Annotated in this window: 16 protein-coding genes; 8 read left to right on the top strand and 8 right to left on the bottom strand. The window is 69.7% G+C overall.

Translation table 11 applies throughout. From position 1 onward, the window contains the following. Window positions 1-569: 569 nt before the first annotated feature. From ACQ9ZG_RS33160 to tpg, 3 genes are read left to right on the top strand one after another with little or no spacing between them, the layout of a single operon-like run. Entirely contained in the window at window positions 570-2,969 is a 2,400-nt protein-coding gene (locus tag ACQ9ZG_RS33160; RefSeq protein ID WP_109914482.1) for a DEAD/DEAH box helicase, read from the top strand. Between the two features lie 56 nt (window positions 2,970-3,025). Beyond that, window positions 3,026-5,143 (top strand): telomere-associated protein Tap, encoded by a 2,118-nt coding sequence (gene tap / locus ACQ9ZG_RS33155; protein ID WP_109914481.1) that lies wholly within the window; start codon window positions 3,026-3,028, stop codon window positions 5,141-5,143. A 3-nt stretch (window positions 5,144-5,146) separates the two neighbouring features. Continuing rightward, the gene (gene tpg / locus ACQ9ZG_RS33150) at window positions 5,147-5,704 is read left to right on the top strand and encodes a telomere-protecting terminal protein Tpg (RefSeq protein WP_109914480.1); all 558 of its coding nucleotides are present in this window, start codon (window positions 5,147-5,149) and stop codon (window positions 5,702-5,704) included. 238 nt (window positions 5,705-5,942) lie between these two features. On the opposite strand, the gene ACQ9ZG_RS33145 is transcribed toward tpg, so the two are convergent. Further along, window positions 5,943-6,635, bottom strand: a complete 693-nt coding sequence (locus ACQ9ZG_RS33145; protein ID WP_109914479.1) for a DUF6308 family protein — start codon at window positions 6,633-6,635, stop codon at window positions 5,943-5,945. Window positions 6,636-6,651: 16 nt separating this feature from the next. Continuing rightward, window positions 6,652-7,218 carry a hypothetical protein gene (locus ACQ9ZG_RS33140; protein ID WP_258311977.1) on the bottom strand — a complete coding sequence of 189 codons (567 nt, stop codon included), beginning with the start codon at window positions 7,216-7,218 and terminating at the stop codon, window positions 6,652-6,654. Window positions 7,219-8,015: 797 nt separating this feature from the next. Here ACQ9ZG_RS33140 and ACQ9ZG_RS33135 point away from each other — a divergent pair. Continuing rightward, on the top strand, window positions 8,016-8,294 hold the full coding sequence (locus ACQ9ZG_RS33135; RefSeq protein ID WP_258311976.1) for a hypothetical protein: 279 nt from the start codon (window positions 8,016-8,018) through the stop codon (window positions 8,292-8,294). Window positions 8,295-8,725: 431 nt separating this feature from the next. On the opposite strand, the gene ACQ9ZG_RS33130 is transcribed toward ACQ9ZG_RS33135, so the two are convergent. From ACQ9ZG_RS33130 to ACQ9ZG_RS33120, 3 genes are all read right to left on the bottom strand, one after another. Then, complete coding sequence (locus tag ACQ9ZG_RS33130; RefSeq protein ID WP_084990312.1) at window positions 8,726-9,133, bottom strand: hypothetical protein; 408 nt, start codon at window positions 9,131-9,133, stop codon at window positions 8,726-8,728. A 155-nt stretch (window positions 9,134-9,288) separates the two neighbouring features. After that, window positions 9,289-10,314 (bottom strand): DMT family transporter, encoded by a 1,026-nt coding sequence (locus ACQ9ZG_RS33125; protein ID WP_109914478.1) that lies wholly within the window; start codon window positions 10,312-10,314, stop codon window positions 9,289-9,291. 709 nt (window positions 10,315-11,023) lie between these two features. After that, the gene (locus ACQ9ZG_RS33120; RefSeq protein WP_219995582.1) at window positions 11,024-11,164 is read right to left on the bottom strand and encodes a hypothetical protein; all 141 of its coding nucleotides are present in this window, start codon (window positions 11,162-11,164) and stop codon (window positions 11,024-11,026) included. A gap of 853 nt (window positions 11,165-12,017) precedes the next feature. Between ACQ9ZG_RS33120 and ACQ9ZG_RS33115 the strand changes: the two genes are divergently transcribed. Continuing rightward, on the top strand, window positions 12,018-12,929 hold the full coding sequence (locus tag ACQ9ZG_RS33115) for an NAD-dependent protein deacetylase (RefSeq protein ID WP_109914477.1): 912 nt from the start codon (window positions 12,018-12,020) through the stop codon (window positions 12,927-12,929). Between the two features lie 137 nt (window positions 12,930-13,066). Here the strand turns inward: ACQ9ZG_RS33115 and ACQ9ZG_RS33110 are convergent, their stop codons facing one another. The 3 genes from ACQ9ZG_RS33110 to ACQ9ZG_RS33100 are packed head-to-tail and all read right to left on the bottom strand — an operon-like array spanning window position 13,067 to window position 16,007. Beyond that, the gene (locus tag ACQ9ZG_RS33110; protein WP_109914476.1) at window positions 13,067-14,089 is read right to left on the bottom strand and encodes an ABC transporter substrate-binding protein; all 1,023 of its coding nucleotides are present in this window, start codon (window positions 14,087-14,089) and stop codon (window positions 13,067-13,069) included. A 14-nt stretch (window positions 14,090-14,103) separates the two neighbouring features. Next, window positions 14,104-14,889: an ABC transporter ATP-binding protein gene (locus tag ACQ9ZG_RS33105; protein ID WP_181398088.1), complete on the bottom strand. Its 786-nt coding sequence runs from the start codon at window positions 14,887-14,889 to the stop codon at window positions 14,104-14,106. Next, on the bottom strand, window positions 14,889-16,007 hold the full coding sequence (locus ACQ9ZG_RS33100; RefSeq protein ID WP_018487815.1) for a FecCD family ABC transporter permease: 1,119 nt from the start codon (window positions 16,005-16,007) through the stop codon (window positions 14,889-14,891). Before ACQ9ZG_RS33100 ends, ACQ9ZG_RS33105 begins: the two co-directional genes overlap by 1 nt. 418 nt (window positions 16,008-16,425) lie before the next feature. On the opposite strand from ACQ9ZG_RS33100, the gene ACQ9ZG_RS33095 reads away from it, so the two are divergent. From ACQ9ZG_RS33095 to ACQ9ZG_RS33085, 3 genes are all read left to right on the top strand, one after another. Next, window positions 16,426-17,877, top strand: a complete 1,452-nt coding sequence (locus tag ACQ9ZG_RS33095) for a S1 RNA-binding domain-containing protein (RefSeq protein WP_499281556.1) — start codon at window positions 16,426-16,428, stop codon at window positions 17,875-17,877. 137 nt (window positions 17,878-18,014) lie between these two features. Further along, entirely contained in the window at window positions 18,015-18,434 is a 420-nt protein-coding gene (locus ACQ9ZG_RS33090; protein ID WP_258312353.1) for a hypothetical protein, read from the top strand. Between the two features lie 76 nt (window positions 18,435-18,510). Next, window positions 18,511-18,843 (top strand): antibiotic biosynthesis monooxygenase family protein, encoded by a 333-nt coding sequence (locus tag ACQ9ZG_RS33085; protein WP_018487812.1) that lies wholly within the window; start codon window positions 18,511-18,513, stop codon window positions 18,841-18,843. Window positions 18,844-19,032: the final 189 nt, after the last annotated feature.

Raw genomic sequence — 19,032 nt, 5'->3', positions numbered from 1 at the left:
CCGCGGAGCGGGATATGAAGCGCTGGCGCGCTTCATAGGGAATGGCTCCGCTGACGCTCCGCCAGATTCTCGCGCAAGCGCGAGAATCGAATTCCGCAAGCGGAATTCTAAATGCGTATTAATTCGCGCAAGCGCGAATTGATGGAATCCCGCAAGCGGGATTCTTGGGGCTGGTAACGAGGGGTAGGTGCATCACGCGCGGGTCTGTGTAGGGCTTGGGATTCCCCACCATCCTCGCAATGGATGTGACAAACCGTCGGCCTGATGGGATGTCAGCCTCACGGTAGCGACGGGTTCCGCTGCGCTCCACCCTGAACCCCTCCCCCGTCGTCTGACTGTCCCGACGTGTTCACCAAACACCCTGTCGGCATATAGGACAGCCTGGCTGTTCGTGGATGGGATTGAGTCAGGTGTCACCCTCGGTCGCAGAAGTTTTGCGCTGTGATGCATCACGAATCATTTCTGTGTAGGGTCTGGGATCAGGTGCTACACCCCTATCGCCGCGCACCTTGCACCTGCATTCCATTTGCTATTACGCGCTGCATTCCGCGAAAAGGAGGACATGGGGCATGGCCGTGAAGTTGCGTGATCACCAGATCGAGGCCGTGGGTGCCATTGTGCGCGGTCTGGATGTTCCGCCAGGTGGTATTCCCTGGGATGGTCTTCGTGGGCAGGTGCACGCCGCGTGTGGCACGGGGAAGACCATCATGGCTGCCGCGTCGGCGAGGCGGCTTGTGCCCAAGGGGCGTGTGCTCGTGCTGGTGCCGACGCTAGATCTGCTGGCGCAAACGGTGAGGGCGTGGCACGAGGCCGGCCACAAGGGGCCGGCGGTGGCCGTGTGTTCGCTCCAGGATGACCCGGAGCTGTGGTCGTTGAAGGTGCGCTCCACGACGAACCCCATCCAGTTGGCGCTGTGGCACGGCTCCGAGCCCGTGACCATCTACGCCACCTATGCGTCTCTGGGTGTCCTGGCAGAGGCGTTCGAGGGCGTTTGCGGCCAGAAGTTGGACCCGGTAGACCTCGCGGTAGTTGATGAGGCCCACCGGACAAGTGGGTCGATGGGTAAGGCGTGGGCGGACATCCATGATCAGAGCGTCATCCCGGCGTACCGGCGGCTGTACTTGACGGCGACGCCGCGGATCTGGGAGGAGCGGCTGAACCGCGAGGTTGCCGAGGGGGTGCGGGACCCGCTGCCGCGGGAGATGGCGGCGAGCATGGATGACGAGAAGGTCTTCGGGCCCGTCCTCTACAAGCTCTCGCTCGCATCTGCCGTCTCCCGGGGCCTGTTGGCGCGGTACCAGATCATCGTCCTCGAGCTCCAGGACCCCGTCGTCACCCCGGAACGGCTGATGGGCGAGGAGCGGCACACCGAAGAGGTCCGCGGGCAGCGCCTTGGAGCCCTCCAGGCCGCGTTGCTGCACACGATGGCGCAGCACAACCTCCTGACCTGCATCACTTTCCACCAGCGGACCATCGAGGCACAGGCCTACGCGGAGGGCCTAGAGCGCGTCGCGGCCAAGCTGCACGCCGACCAGCCCGAGACCTATCCGAAGCGCATCTGGGCGGACTGGCTCTGCGGCGAGCACGTCGCCGAACGTCGGCGAGAGGTCCTGGGTTCGTTCGGGACCACGGCGCAGCGGGCCGTGCTCTCGAACTGCCGGGTCCTGGGCGAGGGCGTCGATATTCGAAGCGTGGATTCGGTAGCCCTGTTGGACCCGAAGGGCGCGCCGCACGACATCGTCCAGGCCATCGGCCGGGCACTCCGCCAGAAGCCGGGACAGGGCAAGCTCGCCTCTTTGATCGTGCCTGTCTTCCTCCAGCTCGGAGAGCAGCCCGAGGACATGTTTACCTCTGGGTCCTACCGGCCCCTGGTGAAAGTCCTGGAGGGCCTGCGGGCCCACGATGAAGAGGCCGTGGAACTGCTTGCCATCCCCCAGGAGCCGCAGAAGGACGTTGCGCAACCGTCTGTGAACATCGGTGTCGCGCCGGCAGACGGCGAAGAAGAATCCCGCTTGCTGCTCCGTTTCGCCGCCCCCAGGGATCCCGTGATGGTCGCTGACTGGGTCTCCTTCAACGTGATCGACACCGAACGCCAGGACTGGGCTCGCGGCTGGGCGAAACTGAAGGCGTACGTCGAGCGGGTCGGGAACGCACGGGTGCCGTACGGGCACCGGGAGGGTGCGACACCCCTTGGGCAGTGGGTCGCTGAGCAGCGACGGGCCTACGCGGCCGGGCAGATGACCGGCCAACGCGCCCGTCGGCTCGAACAACTCGGCATGGTCTGGTCGCCGGCCGATGAGCGGTTCCAGGAGAACCTGGAGGCCGCGAAGGCGTACTACGGCCAGTACTGGACCCTCTGTGCTCCGCGGTCCGCGGTGGCCCTGTCCAGGCCGGTAGGACAGTGGTTGAGCAATTTGCGGCGTCCCGGTGCGCTGGACGGCCACCCGGAGTGGGGGGCGGCGCTGGAGGCCGTGGACGCGGACTGGAACCCCTCGTGGTCGGCTGAGTGGCAGCGGCGCTACGCCGCTCTGCGCGAGTTGGTGGCCGGCGAAGGAGGCCAGGCCGGTGCGGTGGAGGTCGTGCCCGGCTTCACCGTCCACGGCATGGACATCGGCAAGTGGCTGGCCCGGCAGCGGAGACCGGAGGTCTGGCAGGCCCTGACGGGCGGACAGCGCGAACGCCTGGAGCGGCTCGGCATCACGCCGCCGGACTCGGAACTCCCGAAGCCGTCCGCGCCACCCTTGGGGGCCTTCGAGAAGGGCGTGGCCGCCCTGGAGCAGTACAAGGGCCGCGAAGGGTCTGTGAAGGTGCCCAGGGCCCATGTAGAGGGGGTCAAGGTCGGTGGCCAGGAGTACCCCGTCAAGCTCGGAGTCTGGATCATGAATCAGAAGGGACGCCGCGCGAAGCTCACCCCCGACAAACTCCAGGCACTCGCCACGCTCGGGCTGGAATGGGCGCGACAGGGTTAAAGAGTAGGGTAATTTTTTGGTTAAGCGGTATCGATTCCTGACGTGAGGTGCAGGGGATGGCGTCTGAGGAAGAGCTGTTCGCGAGCGTGGACGCGCTGTTGGAGGAGGAGCCGCAGCTTCCGCCTCCGGCGGAGCGTGCACGGTTGCGTGAGGCCGCCGGCATCACGCAGGCCCGCCTCGCGGTCGCGCTGAAGACATCGACGCAGACGGTGAAGAACTACGAGAACGGCCGCTCAGAACCGAAGTCGCCGCGTCTGGAGGCTTACCAGCGGCTCCTGAAGGGGTGGGCAGCGAAGTACCCCGCGCACACTTCCTCGGCCGCAGCGGCCGCGCCGGTCGTCGCGCCGCAGCCGGAGGAGCGGAAAGCGTTCACCGGCTCGGCCGCCCCGGAGCGGGCAAAGGTGGCCTCGCCGGTTAAGGTCCCGGCCGCCTTGGCGGCGCCCGAACATCCCGCGGATTCGGTGACGTCGCGGCGTTCGGCGGCGAAGAAGGCTGCCGGGCCCGCTGCCGACCCGCGTTTCCCCCACGGGCCCCTCGCCGTGCTGGACGGTGACGGCTGCGCGTACGGCGTGGACGGGATCGTGCTGGACTGCCCGGCCACCAACGTCCCGGAGCTGGTGGAGTGGACCCTCAAGGAGTCCGGCCTCGGTGCCGCGAAGCTGAACCGGTACGGCAAGGACTCCGACCCGCTGATCGTGCTCACCGCGGCCGCCGCCGTGAAGCTCGGGCTGCCCGAGCGCCTGGAGGGCCACGAGCAGCGCCGCTCCCTGCGCCTGGCGCAGGACCACCCCGTCGTCAAACAGGTCGCCAAGGCGAAGTGGCAGCTCACCCAGCGGGGCTTTGGCCCGTGGGCGCGGATCTACCGCAAGGCGCAGGGCCGCGAGCGGCAGTGCGTACAACTGGCGGTCCTGTCGTGGGACGCGCTCGATGAGCGGTCCTGGCCCGGTGTCAGCGAGATGGAGCCGGCCGATATCGCTCGCGTTCTGGGGGTGTACGCGATGCGGGTCATCACGCCGCGCGGGTCCACCGCCGTGTCCGGGCTGGAGCTGATGACGGCGCTGCGCCCGCCGACGAAGGCCGTACGGGACGAGGAGACCGGGAACTGGGTGTCCGGCTACAACACGGGCTCGCTCGGGACGGAGCCGATGGACCCGGCGCCTCCGGAGGCCACGCCGGAACACCCCGTCGTGGTGAACGCGGGCTGGAAGGGCGGCTTCCTGAACGAAGAGGCCTACCAGTGGGTGCGGGACGTGGACACGCTCTCCGACGAGGAGTGCACCCTGCCCTTCGCAGTCGGCCTGGACCTCAACACCGCGTTCCTCGCTGCCGCGGCCCGCCTCGTTGTCGGCCTCTCCGCCCCGGACCACTTCCACGCCCCGAAGTTCAACCCCAAGATCCCCGGAAGCTGGCTCGCCGATCTCAGCCGCATCGAGCTGGACCCGCGCCTGCCCTCACCGTTCACCCCGGACGGCAGCCGGCCCACCGGCCCGGCCTGGTACCAGACGCACACGCTCGCCTACGCCCAGGAGCTCGGGCACGACGTGCACCCGGTCGAGGCGTACCTGCGCCGCGAGACCGGCGCCTACCTCGACCCGTGGCACGACCGGCTCAAGAACGCCTACGTCGACACCCTCGCCGATCTCGGCGTCACCAAGGACCTCACCGATGTGGAGTTCCTCGCGGCGATGGAGCAGCACAAGGAGAAGGACCCGGCGCTGGCAGCCGTCCTCGCAGCGGTCAAAGCGACCGTGAAGGGCGGGGTCGGCAAGCTCCGCGAACGCCCGCAGGGCAAGTCCTACAAAGAGGGCGAGACGTGGCCGGCCCTGTCCCGGCCCACATGGCGCCCCGACATCCGGGCCGCCGTGATCAGCAAGGCCCGGGTCAACATGCACCGCAAGCTCAGCAACACGGCCAAGATGACCGGGCTGTACCCGCTCGCCGTGCTCTCCGACTGCGTCGTCTACCCGAGCCCGGGTGAGAGCCCGCTCGACTTCCTCCCCTACGCCGCCTCGGGCAAGCCGCAGCCCGGCGCCTTCCGCCTCGGGCCCACCCCGGGCCTGGCGAAGCTGGAAGGTGTCCAGTCGATGCTGTGGGCAGTCGGCCTCATGGAACAGGGCTACAACCCGGCCCGACACATCAAGGGCGGCGACGCCGTGCTGGACGAAGGGGAGTAGACCATGGGAGAGATCGACGACGCGATCGAACGCGCCGACCAGGAAAGCTTCACCCGTCAGCCGCCCAAAACCCTCCAGGCACGCATCAACTTCCTGATGAAACAGCTCAAGACGACCAAAGCCGTCGCAGCCGAGATCGGCGTCAGCCAACGGTCGGTGGAACGCTACCGCAAAGGCGAACGCAAACACCCGCCCCAGGCCATCACCGCACGGATCGACACCGCCGTACGGCAGCGGTGGCAGCCGATGGTGCGTAAACGCCGGCGGAAACAGGCCGCCGCCACGGGCGGGATCACCGTGGAGACCCGGGCCCGGTTCGGCTACACCGCACCCATCGGCACCACCGACGACGGACGCTTCCGACGCCTCACCGTCCACCTGCCCCCGTCGTACGCACAACGCCTCTTCGACGCCCGCGACACCGGCGCCGACGACCAGCAAATGCGCCAGATCATCGCCGAAGGCCTCAAAAACATCTACTTCCAGGACAGCGGAAACCGAGCGGCAGGACTCTCCGACATCACCCTCAACAACATCGACTACCTCGACCTCAACTACTAAACCCAACAACAACAACCCGCCAGCAACAACACCACCGGCCGCAAACCACTCCCCCCACACACAACACCCCTGCCCACCATCTCCATGCGGCCCGGTGGGGCGTCGTACCTCGTCTGGACCGGCTCTGCTGATCGTCCGCAGCACACAGCGGGTTGTTCCAGGGGCTCGGTGCCTGGCCGCTGGGGAGCGGTGAACTCATCGTCTGAAGATCGGCGGCAAGTGTCCTTGCGGTTGGTACTCAGGGGCAGCGGTGGCCGGGGGCGGGATGGGCCATCCATACCGTGACATCGGCGACGCGCAGCGCGCTGATCGTCTGGGGCAGGCCCGCGCTCTGTCGCAGGTCGAGGAGCCGGTGGTGCAGGGCTCCGTCGTTCTCTCGCAGGGCGGTGCGCAGCTCCGTCCAGAAGGGCAGCGGACGGCCGAGAGCGCAGCGCACGACCCGGTCGTAGACCGGCAGCAGCCGGGGTCGCTTGCGGGCCAGGAGCTTCCCCGCGATCACAAATCCAACCCTGTGCTGGTTCATCAGCAAGGCCCAGGCCTGGTACGCCGGTGAGCCCTCCACCACAACTGAGACGTCGGCGTCGGCGAGATCGGTGCCGGTGGGGATGTTGCGCAGCAGTTCGGACAGTTGAGCACCCAGCGGACCTTCCAGCAGGTCAAGGGCGACGGGGGCGGGGACAGTGACCGACAGGGTCTGCGCGGCTATCAGGTCCTCCGCGGTGAATCTGTTCGCGACCTGGTGCCGGTCGCCGCCGCCCGCGAGGTGTTCGAACCGGCCTCCCGTGAACACGTCGGCACCCGGGGGCAGGCCGATTGCGAAGTAGCGGCGCAGGTCGTCCGCCACCCGGTCCGCATCCAGAAAGGCGTGCAGGCGCTGCCCCACCACCGACGGTGTCCCAGCGGAGGAAGACTCCGCGAGCTGCTCGTTCAATTCAGATACCCGCGCCTCACCGGGGCCCGTGCTGGGCGTTCCAGGAGCGGCACAGGGCGGTGAATTCCTGCTGGCGCTCGGCCAGGAGGCCAAGGGGGCGCTGGAGGCGGTAGTCGAGGAAGTGGACGCCGTTCCGGAAAGGTTCGAAGCCGACCGTGGACCACACGCGTGCGGGTTTGGCCGCTGCCTGGCGGTGCTGTTCCTCGGTCATTGAGCGGCCGTCGGCCGAGCCCGGCTCGCACAGCACGGCGGTGCAGCCCGGTGAGAGGCGGCGGACGGCCGCGCCCGCAAGAACGGGGCCCAGGCCGAAACCGCGCCACGCGGGCTCAAGGATGACGCGGTCCATGACGGGCAGGTCGCCGACGGGGTGGGCGAGCGCTTCCTCGAAGTCGCGGTCGAACTCGCCGCGGGCGACGTCCAGTACGCGCTCGCCGATGCGCGAGACGTCCCCGGTGGTGGAGTCCATGGCGTGGAGGGGGTTGTCGGGGCCGAACATGCACACCCTCGGGCGCGACATGCGGCCGACAGCGATGTCCTCGGTCGTGTCCAGGGTCTCCTGGTCGGTATCGCCGCGGGCTGACATGTCTTCGGCCAGGATGTCCGCATCGATCCGAGCGGTGCCCGTCCAGCGTTCCAGCATGTCATCGAACTCGTGTGCCTGAAGCGGCTGTTCGCGCTGGTAGGCAAGGCTGACAGAGAGGGATCAGGGAGCAGAGGGGGTCGGTCAACAGCGAGAGCGGTCGTCACCAGCCCACCGTAGTCTCCTCCCCCGCCCTCGCGAGGCCCGATGCCGGGAGAGGAACGGCCTGCGGGCGACGAGCGGTGGCAGGTGGATGCTCCGTACCGGGGCTGCTTCGCTTCCGCCTTCACGGCCGGTGGGAATGTCAGAGGCGCCTCCTAGAATCCCTGGCGATGGGGCCGGATCGGGGCCACCAGCACCGCAAAGCAGCAGCCTCCCTGGTCTGCGCGGGGGTGGTTACGGCCCAACCGGGCGTCCAGGCAATGCCGAGGGCCAAGAGTGCAGCCCGCCAGCCGGCCCCATCACCTGTCCCCGCGCGCCCTCTCGGCGCGTCCACGGGATACGGCTCTGCCTCTGGGTCCCGCGCCGGGCCCGTGAGCGGGGGTCCACGCACAAGGGCGACGGGCGTCCGCCCTTGCGTGCACCTCTGGGGTGCAAGGCCGGGCGGCGCCGGCGGCGTTCGCCGTGGGGCCGCGTTCGCCGTGGGGCGGTGGAGCGGCACGGGTAAGGCCGCCGGCTCCAGGGCCACCCGGTTCCGAGGAACGTCGGCCAGCCGAGCCCCGCACCCTGGCCCACCTACGAGCCCTACCGGGGAGCAGGCTGGCGGCCCGCCCCAGAGGCGGTGCACTCCGTGGGGCGCAGTGTGGTTCACCGGCCCCAAGCACCTCTTTCCAGCCGTCACCAGGAACCTCACACCCGGCGGGACCTTCGCCTTCAGCCAGGCCGCACCCTCCCCGGCGTATACGGTCCCCAGCCGGTACACGGCAAGTGGCTCGGAGGCCGAGAGCGAACTGACCGTGCTGCGCCAGCAGTACACACCCCAAGCGTGGACGGACCTCCCCAAGCACCACGGCTTCACCGACATCGGCACCCGCATCCAGCACGCACCGGACGGGGAAGGTCTCGGTACGCTCCTTTGACGCGCCCACGGCCCGGCCTGGACCGGAGCGGACTCGCTGCCGCGGTCCTCCGGTCTGGCCACGACGGCGAGGACAGAGGCAGTCCATGATGCCCGGGCAGTTGCGGCCTAAGGCGTCATGCCTGTCGGGGCGAAGCGGAGATCGATCCGGGTGTTGCAGAGGGGGGCCGCCGGTCCTCCGGAACCTGCAGACCATCAGCACCAAGGTCCAGGAGCGGCCGTTCGATCAGGAGCGGCGGGCGTGGGCGGGTTCCAGTGCGCCGGGACGGGTGGCCTGCGTATGACACCGGGGACGGAACACCCAGCCCGCGGCATCGGGGCATCGGGGCATCGGCAGGATCTGGTGAGCGCTTACCGGGTGTGGCGAGTGTGTTTGAGGCTTCTCGTGCCGGGCAGTGAGGAGACCCTACCGCGAGTCGCCGGTGGTGGGGCTCAGCGGTGGGGTACGACCACGACCTGGACATCGTCCTCGTAGATGACCCGCCCCGGATCTGCGGAGCGCAGGAGCCGGCATTCGACTCCGTGGGCGGTCAGGACCTGGAGGTAGCCGGGAACCCGCTCAAGCAGATGCGTGGCAGTGGGCTTGAACCATGCTGCGGCGCCGGGGTTGATCTCGTGGTCGTAGACGGTGGGATCGACGGTCGACGGGTCGGCGTACGCGGCGTTGTACCAGCTGTTGCTGCCACGGCGGAAGGCTTCCTGCTCCGCCGTGAGCTTCCCCTCCCGCGCCAGAGTGTTGATGAGCCCGAAAACGCCGGTGAAGTACCCCCGCCCGTTCCGGTACGGCGACTGGAACCGCACATAGTGCACAACCTCACGGCGCCTGCCAGCCAACCCCATGGGCGCATCCTTCCACGCCAAGGAGGCCGCCGGCGTCCTCGTGGCCGAGGAACTTTGGCGGCTGGAGACCGTACTGCTGCCGGACGGGGCCCGGCAGGGCGAGGGCCCGGCAGGCAGAGACGGCCGCCCGGCGATCGATGGGTCTCCTGCCTTGCTCAGGGTCGTGCCGGCTGCACGGTCCCCTCTTCCCTCTCCTCCCCGGCCGGCGGGGATACGGCTTCGGCTCCCGCCCCGGCCTCGGCTCCGGCGCCCGGCTTGTTCCCATCCACCGGACGTGACGGCGCGGTACGGGTCAGCAGGACGCCACTGACGATCAGCAGCGCGCCCACCACGGTGTTCCAACCCAGCGACTCGTTCAGGAAGAACACCCCGACGATCGCCGCCCACAACGGGGTCAGATACGCAACCGTGGACGCGACCGTCGAGCCGACGGCGCGGACCACCGACAGGTTCCACATGTACGCGAGCCCGGTGCCCACAGCGCCGAGCACCACCATCGCGGCCATCGGTCCCTGCCCGCCCCAATGAGGTGCGCCGCTCAACAGTGGCGCTACCAGAGCGAGTTCGAGGGCCGCCCAACTGACCTGAATGGCGGTCAGGGTGATCGCGGGGATGTCTTCGCCGGACAGGTAGCGGCGGGTGTAGGTGTAGCCCAGCCCGTACGAGGCGGTGGCGACCAGGCAGATCACACTCCCCTTCATCAGCGAGGATTGCCCGCCCGACCACACGCCGAGCACCACCAGGGCGCCGCACAGGCCGGTGGCGATGCCGAGCAGCCGTCGCAGGTTCGGCTTCTCGTCCGGCAGCATGACCAATACCCAGACCAGGGTGAACAGGGGAATGGTGGAGTTCCACACCCCGGCCGTGACGGAGTCGATGTACTGCTCGCCCCAGGCGAACAAGGTGAAGGGGAACGCGTTGAGCACCGTCCCCACTACCAGGGCGTGCCCCCATACCCGCAGGTCACGCGGCATTCCCAGCCGCCGCACCAGGACGAGGCCCCACAGCACCAGTGCTCCGAAGAAGCACCGCCAGAAGGCGACCCAACCCGGTTGGATACCGGCTTCGACACCGACCTTGATGAGCGCGAACCCTGATCCCCAGATCATCGAGCAGATGACGAACTGAGGTACCCACGACTTGGCCGGTACAGCGGATAAGGCGTTCACGGAGCTTGCCACTTCGAGTCCTTTCGATTGCCGTGCGTTTCTTGTCGCGCGTTCCACGGAGGCGGAGCCGCGCCGCTCGATCACGTCTCCGCGCTGCGTCCGACCTCCGCCGAGGCGAAAGCGCGCACAAGGGACGGGGCCGGGAGGTGTCGTCGGCCAGTTCGGGCTGGAGCACGGTGGACCGGGAGAACCGGTGCCCCGACAGTTCGGCGATACGGGGGCCGTCGTCGTGGCCGGTGAACCGAGACCCATGGTCCCGCAGGGTGTCGGCGTACCCGGGGATCCGGTGCGTGCGTGCGTCGGCAGCGCTCCTTCGCCGTACACGAGCGATTCCTCGGCCCGCGAGCCGGGCTCGATGGGGGCGTACGCCGACGCGGCTCCGGCCGTGCCTCAGGTCCGGCCTTCCCACACGGCCGCCAACACAAGGTGAGTGTCGGGTTCTGAAGTTCCTCGGCAGGGTGGCGCTGGGGAATGAGGGCAGCGTCGCGACGAGTCGGTTGGTGAGCTCGAGCGTTCCGGGGTGCCACCGGAAGATCCAGTCCAGGAACTCTTCGTCGTAGTCGCCGCGCTGGTCTGCTTTCCGGTGGCGCAGGCCGTAGCGGTTGGCGATCCCGAAGAGGACTCCTTCGTCCTTGCCGGGGTCGAGGAAGGCGTGGCACGCCTTCAGCTCGGAGCAGAGCGCGTTCTCGCCGGACTTCTTGTCCGCGAAGATCTTCCGGCATCAGGCGGCGGTCAGGGCGTCGAGCTGCCGCTCAGGCTTCCGCCCGCCGGCCGAGACCCGGGCGCACCCGATCTTGATCTCGGTGCGGACAAGCGGTTCGGCGCCGAGGAGTTTCGGCTCGGCCTGATCGGTGGCGGTCATGGCCCTGGAGCATGTCAGAAAACGATGGCCCGAAGTCCCGGAACCCCTCAGGTTTTTGAAGGGGTTTTCGAAGACCGTGCAGGGTCCGGGCGGCTTTACGGGACGATCTTCAGAAAACGAACGTCTCCTGCCGCCTGTCCTCACAGTGCGATGGCCCCGACATGCGGGCTGTGTCGGCGGTATCAGCCGAGGTGCCCGTCGTGAACACTGATGATCTTGACTACCGAGCCCGAGCGCCGACGGGCAGCATGAGGCAATGGACTCCGAAGCCGGCCACGCCTGTCCCGTACGGACGGCACTGCCTGCATCGGCGGGACGGGCCGGATGACGTCATTACGGTTGCCATCTGTCAGCGGGGCCGCGAGCAGGATGCTGATGGCGTCCGTGATCAGGTGGCGCTTGCTGCCTGTCCTGCCCCGGTCGATTCGCCAGGGATTGTTAGTGGCGCAGCCGTCACCCTCAGCGACATTCCATGATTGCGCATGCGCCTTTCGAGCCCCGGATTCGCTGGGAGTGACCGCCAGAAGGGCGACCGCCCCTCCGCCGCCCCCGGCACTCAAGGAAGAGGAAGCCCGCCTCCTCGGTGTCCCCGTACGCATGGCGCAGCGGAGGTCCCTGTACGTGACCGGAACCGCCCTGCCTCCACGGCCGGCCACCACCAGAAGAGCGTTGGGCTCTTTCCGCTCGGATTGTCATAGGCGGATGCTGCACGCTTCACCACGATCCAGCAGCGAGTATCTGATGGAGCGGTGAGCGGTGGAGCCTGCGCCATGGCACCATGACCAGTTCCCCGCCGCCCTAGGCACCACAGCCCGCCAGTCACCCGAGCGGGTCGCTACGTACCCTGGAGGGCATGCGTATGCGCCCCACTCTGAGCTGGACCCCCACCGGGCAGCCACCGCCCGGCACCACCGACCCGGAGCCCGTCATCGACGTCCTGGGCAAAGGCGGTGTGCTCGTGCTGAGCGGCGCAGGCATCTCCACCGAGTCGGGTATTCCCGACTACCGGGGCGAGGGCGGGAGCCTGAGCCGGCACACCCCGATGACGTACCAGGACTTCATCGCCGACGCCCAGGCCCGGCGCAGGTACTGGGCGCGCAGCCATCTCGGCTGGCGTACCTTCGGCCGGGCGCGGCCGAACGCCGGGCACCGGGCCGTGGCCGCCTTCGGGCGGCACGAGCTGCTCTCGGGCGTCATCACCCAGAACGTCGACGGTCTCCACCAGGCCGCCGGCAGCGAGGGTGTGGTCGAGCTCCACGGAGGCCTGGACCGGGTGGTCTGTCTCTCCTGTGGTGCCCTCAGCCCGCGCCGCGAACTGGCCCGGCGGCTGGAGGAGGCGAACGAGGGGTTCGCCCCGGTCGCCGCCGCCATCAACCCGGACGGCGACGCCGATCTCACCGACCAGCAGGTCGGGGACTTCCGTGTCGTGCCCTGTACCGCCTGCGGCGGTGTTCTCAAGCCCGACGTCGTGTTCTTCGGTGAGAACGTGCCGCCGGAACGGGTCGAGCACTGCCGTGAGCTGGTCCGCCGGTCGGCCGCCGTACTCGTCCTCGGCTCCTCACTGACAGTGATGTCGGGGCTCCGCTTCGTCCGTCAGGCGGCGCAGGCCGGGCAGCCCGTGCTGATCGTCAACCGCGATCCGACCCGGGGCGACCGCCATGCCGTCACCCGTATCGCGCTCCCGCTCGGTACCACCCTCACCACCGTGGCCCACCGGCTGGGCGTCCCCGTCGACGGTACGACCGCCCCCGCCCCTCCCGCCTGAGGGGGCAGGCAGAGCGGGGGCAGCCCGAATTTCCGGGAGCCGCCTCGGCTCTCCGGAGTTCCGTCGGTGCCCGGGAGCCGCCTCGGTCTTCCGAAGGTCCGTCGGCGCCCGCTTTCCCGGATTACCGGGCTACCGGGCTACCGGGCGAACTTCCGCAGGTCCTCTGCGAGCGAGCTGACGGCCGCAGGGTTGCGCGGGCTCTCCACCAGGTCCACGTAGTCCAGGACGACGATCCGGTCGTTCTTGATCGCGGACACGTTGGCGAGCGGCTTGTAGGACTTCAGGAACGCGCGCTTCTGGTCTGCCGTCGTGTCACCGTAGTTGTTGATGACGATGACCTCGGGATCGCGGTCGACCACCGTCTCCCAGCCGACCGTCGTCCAGCTGTCCTCGAGGTCCTTCATGATGTGGTCGCCGCCAGCCTTGGTGATGATGTCGTGCGGTCCGGCGTACGCGCCCGAGGTCAGCGGCTTGTCCTTGCCGTCGTCGTACAGGAAGACCCGTGGGCGGTCGTCGCCCTTCGGTGCCTTGGCCTGGGCGTCGGCGACCTGCTTCCGGAAGGTCGTGATGAGGGATTCGGCCCGGTCCTCCGCGTCGAAGATCTTTCCGAGGTTCCGCAGGTCGGTGTAGAGGGCGTCGAGCGGCGGCATGACTCCGCGGGCCTTGCCCTGTCCGTTGCGGCACGATTCGCTCAGCAGGTACGAGTCGACGCCGACGCGCTTCAGTTCGGCGGGGGTGAAGCCCTCGCCCTCGTTGAAGCCGTAGTTCCATCCGGCGAAGACCAGGTCGGCGTCGGCGTCCAGGACGAGTTCCTTGTTGATGCGCTCTTTGGAGAGCCACTTCGTCTTGCTGTAGCCGTCCTTCCAGGGGACGGACGTCATGTCGCCCTTGTCGTCGGGCATCACGTATCCGGCCATGTGGTTCTCGAGGCCGAGGGCGAACATGATCTCGGTGATGCCGACGTCGTTGGTCACGACGCGCTGCGGTGCCTTGGCGTAGGTCCGCTTCTCGCCGCAGTTCTCGACGGTCACCGGGTAGTGCCGGTCGGCTTCCGTGGTGTCTTCCTTGCCGTCTGCCCGGGTGGTGACGTCGGCGCCGCAGCCGGTGAGGGCCAGGGCTGCGGCGAGCAGGAGGGCCGCGGGGCGGGTGGGGTTCGGCATGGTGGCTGGGCTCCTCAGGAGGCGGTGGGGCGGGTCGGCGGGAGGTCGAAGAGCAGTTGGAGCGCGCCGGTCTCGGGGTGGGCGACGCGGTGTGCCCGTACGCCGAAGACCTCGGCCAGCAGTTCGGTGGTCAGGACGTCGTACGGGGCTCCGGAAGCCACGATCCGGCCGGCCGCGATGACGTGGACCAGGTCGCAGTGCAGGGCCGCGAGGTTGAGGTCGTGCAGGGCGGTGAGGACGGTCAGGCCGCTGCCTCGGACCAGTGCGAGGATCTCCAGCTGGTGGGCGATGTCCAGGTGGTTGGTCGGCTCGTCGAGCACCAGGACGCGGGGTTCCTGGGCGAGGGCGCGGGCGATCAGGACGCGCTGCCTCTCGCCTCCGGAGAGGGTGAGGAAGCCGCGTTCGGCCAGGTGGGCCGCGCCGACCCCGCTCAGCGCCTCCGCGCAGCGGCGCCGGTCCTCGTCGGTGGCACGGGCCATCGGGCCCTGGTGCGGCATCCGGCCCATCGCCACGATCTCGGCCACGGTGAAGTCGAACTCCGCGACCGCGTCCTGCGGGAGGGCGGCCAGGCGGCGGGCGCCCTCCCGGGTGGACAGGGTGTGGAGGTCGTCGCCCCCGATGCGGACGGCGCCGGAGGTGGGGCGCAGCGCCCGGTAGACGCAGCGCAGCAGGGTGGACTTGCCGCTGCCGTTGGGGCCGACCAGGCCGACGAGCTGCCCCTCTCCCGCGGTCAGCGTCGCCTCGTCGACGAGTCGTGCGCCGGCGGTCTCGACGGTCAGCGCGTCGATGTCGATCCGCATCAGATGCCTCCGAAGGAGTAGGTGCGGCGGCGCATGAGCAGGATGAAGCAGGGAACGCCGATGACGGCGGTGAGGACGCCCACGGGCAGTTCGGCCGGGGCGAGCACCACGCGCGAGAGGATGTCCACCCAGATCAGCAGGACGGCTCCGGCCAGTGGGGCGACGGCCAGGAGCCTGCGGTGGTCGGCGCCGACCAGCATCCGTACGGCGTGCGGGACCATCAGGCCGACGAAGCCGATCGCTCCGCTGACCGCGACGACCGCCCCCGTGACGGCCGCGGCGACGAGGAAGAGTTCCCTGCGGAGTCTGCCGGGGTCCACCCCCAGGGCGGCGGCGGTCTCGTCGCCCATGGCGAGGGCGTTGAGGCGCCGCGCCGACAGGGCGAGATACGCGAGGCCGAGGAGGACCGCTCCGGCGGCGATCGGTACGGAGGCCCAGTTGGCGCCGCTGAGGCTGCCGAGGAGCCACATCATCGCGGAGCGGGCCGCCTCGCCGCGCTCGGCCGCGAAGACCATGAACGTGGTGACGGCCGAGAAGCCGTAGTACATGGCGGTCCCCGTCAGGACGAGCCGCAGCGGGGTCAGTCCGCGTTCGGTGCGGGCGACCGCGTACACGAGCACCATGGCGACCAGCGCGGAGACGAACGCCGCCGTGGACAGCGCCCAGATGCCGAGCGCCCCCAGCGCGCCGAAAATGAGTACGGCGTTGGCACCGACCGCAGCGCCCGAGGAGATCCCGAGGACGAACGGGTCGGCGAGGGCGTTGCGGACCATGGCCTGGACGGCGACGCCGATGGCCGACAGACCGGCCCCGACGATCGCGGCCAGCACCGCCCGCGACAGCCGCAGCTCCCAGACGATGGTGTAGGCCGCCACCTCGTCGGGGCCGATCGCCCCGCCGGTCAGTCCGGCCCAGAGATGGCGCACCACCTCGGCCCAGGAGAGGCCGGAGGCCCCGAGTCCAGCGCCGCAGACGAGCGAGAGGGGGAGGGCGAGGCCCAGGCCGGTGAGGAGGACCGGCAGCGGTACGCGCCGGGGCGGGGGCGGGGCGGCGTCCAGGCGCGCCGGGCCCGGGGGTGGGGAGGGCTGGGAGGGTATGTGGTCGACGGACGTGGCCACAGGCCGGTCGCTTTCGCCTCGGGCCGTGCGCCTGCGCGAAAACGGAGCAGCCCCGGACGGAGGCCGCCCGCGCAGCGCCCTTCGCAGTCCACGGCGAATTGTCAGGAGCCTTCTCCGCCACGGGTGATCGGGCTCGCGGAACCAGTGGCTCCGCCTACCGTTGCGGGTCAGCGCCGGACTTCGACCGGACTTCCCCCGTGGGGAAGTCGCAGCTTAGCGTGTGCGTCCGGGGTGTCCTCAGGGCCCCGGGGCGCGGAGCTGATGACCGTGTGTACGGCGGCGGTCCTGGGATGCGGTCCGGGGGACTGGTTCTTGGGGCCCGGTGCTTGTTCGTGGTCCTGGGGCTTGCCCCGGTCCGGTGTCCGGGCCGACGCGTATCTCCGCGGCCCCGGGTGCGGCCGGTCCCTACGATGGGCGCGTGCCGACCTATGTCTACCGCCTGTCCATGGACGACCCCGCCGACCACGACGAACACCGTTTCGCCACCGGCCCGGAGGGCACCGTCGGTGACTACGGGGAGGTCGAGTCGGCCTTGGTCAGGGCGGTCGAGGCCTTCGCCAGGGAGTCGGGAGTCGATCAACTGGCCGTGCGCGAGCCGGAGGTGTCGGCACTCCCCCGCTTCGGCCTCGATGACGTGGCCCCGGTGGACCGGTTCGGGCCGGCCGGGTTGTTTCCCTCCGGACTGCGGGATTCCGGGGAGGGGCTTCCGTACGGCTTTCACGACGGGGCCGTCGTATCCCTCGATGGCGGGCTGGAGCTGGTGCGGGCCATGCTGCGCGGCACCGGCGTCCGGTGCCGGCTGGAGGTGGAGGACACGTTCACCGTCCATGTGGGCCGGGAGCGGGATATCCACATCGGCAGTGACCGGCCCTGCGAGGGGGCTCTGGCACGGTCCCGGACGCTCAAGCTCCACCCGCGGCGCGTCGACTCGTCTCCGTACGCCATGAAGACCGGCGGCGGGGAGATCCAGCGCCCGGCCGACGACGCCTTCTGGGCCGGTCTGGGCCGGATGGTCTCGACGTGCAGGGCCGGGATCCTGGAGGAGATGTACGTCGGGGGCGCCTCGCGCCTGCACCGTCTCACCTGGGAGAACGTGCAGGCGGTACGGGAGCGGATCGTGCCCCGCGCGCGGCTCGCCGTGTGGCCCGCGCCGGAGCCGGGTGAGGCGGGGACGCAGGGCCCGGGGCCGGACGGGGCGGGGACGGGGCGCCCGGGAGCGGACGGGGCGGGGACGGGAGATCTGTCCGTCGACGGGCGCGTGCCGTTGCTCACCGCCGTGATGCCCGACGCCGACGGGGTCGTAAGGGCCCGGTGGCGGACCGAAGCGACGCCGGGCGACCGGCGCTGGGCGTTCCTGAGGACGCTGCGCCGTGGACAGATCGTGAGCGGCACCGTGACCCGTATCCCCGCTTTCGGCGTCACCTTCGTGGACATCGGCGGCTTCGAGGCCATGATCAACATCCCGGAGCTGTCGTGGCGGCGTTTCGAGCACCCTTGCGACGTCGTCTCCGTCGGTGAGGAGGTCCGCGCGGAGATCCTGGACATCGAACTCCTCCCCGAGCGCGTGTCGCTCTCCCTCAAGGCCCTGCACGAGGATCCGATGCGGCGGTTGGCCGGGATGGTGGGGTCGACGGTCGTCGGGCCGGTCACCAAGGTGGTGCCCTTCGGGGTGTTCGTACGCGTCGAGGAGGCGGAGGGCGGGCTGGAGGGGCTGGTGCACACCTCCGAGCTGGCGGACGAGCGCCTGGAGGGGCAGGACACCACCGTACGGGTCGGTGACGTGCTGCCCGTCCGGATCCTGGGCGTCGACCCGGCCCGCCGCCGGATCACCCTCTCGCACCGGCAGGCCGTCGCCGTCCCCGGGGACTGACCGTGCGGAGGGAGGAAGGGCGGGGCGGGGGACGCGGTCATGTCCGTGCGCCGGTGTCATGAGTACGCGTACTCGTGCGGAACCGTGCTCCTCGGCGCCATGCTGTGGCTTCTCGATCCAGGAGCTGAGGAGTAGGCGTGACGGGTGTTCGGAAGACCGCGGCAGTGGCTCTGCTGGCGATGCTGGGCGTCGCGGCGGGGGGCCTCGCCCCTGCAGCCGCCGCGACGCCCGGGGAGCTTCTTCCTCATCCCGGGCCGGACGGTCTGGTGTGGGTGCCGGAGCGGACGGGCGACGGCGGTGTGGTGTCGGGCGGAGCCTCGGACCGGCTGCCCACCGTGCTCACGGTGGCCTGCGAGGGCGGCGGCGATGTGCGGGTGACGATGGATTCGCAGGGGACCCAGGTTGCCGCGTTCACGGTGGACTGTCCTGCGGGCAGCGCGGGCGTGGGCTCGGTGTCCATGGACCCGGGGGTGGTGCGGTGGGGTTCGTTCGCCGTGGGAGTCGACGCCTCGCACGACGCCGTACGGTGGTCGCTGACCGTCACCCAGCCCGAGTAGCCGGGGCGGAGCCGGGCGGGGGCTCGCGGCGGGGCCGCTGCCCCTCCCGCCCGGTGGGGTACGGCAGGATGAGGCCATGAGCGTAGTGAAGATCAATGTACTGACCGTCCCCCAGGAACAGCGCGAGACGTTGGAGAAGCGCTTCGCGTCCCGGGCCCACGCCGTCGAGAACTCCGACGGGTTCGAGTGGTTCGAGCTTCTCCGGCCCGTCGAGGGCACGGACGACTACCTCGTCTACACGCGCTGGCGTGACGAGGCCTCCTTCCAGGCCTGGATGGAGGGTCCGATGAAGGCGGCCCACCAGGGCGGCGGCGCCGGTGACGGCGGCGAGCGTCCGAAGCCGGCGGCCAGCGGGTCCACCGTGTGGTCCTTCGAGGTCGTGCAGCAGGCCGGGCCGGCCGGCGCCTAGGACCTGTCGTCAAACTGCCGTCGTCGCCCGGAGGGTGGCAGTTTGACCACAGGCCCTAGCGCGGCGCCGTCGGTGGCCCGCCCGCCCGGCCGGGCGGGCGGGCCACCGACGGCCCCACGGTCGGCGGACCGACCACTGATCCGGCGTCGGGCACGCTCCACCGCCTTCTCCGTGCCCTCGCCTGCTCGT

The sequence above is a fragment of the Streptomyces araujoniae genome (assembly GCF_050871195.1).
In the GTDB taxonomy this organism is placed as follows: domain Bacteria; phylum Actinomycetota; class Actinomycetes; order Streptomycetales; family Streptomycetaceae; genus Streptomyces; species Streptomyces bacillaris.
This window is presented reverse-complemented; position numbering and strand designations above follow the sequence as displayed.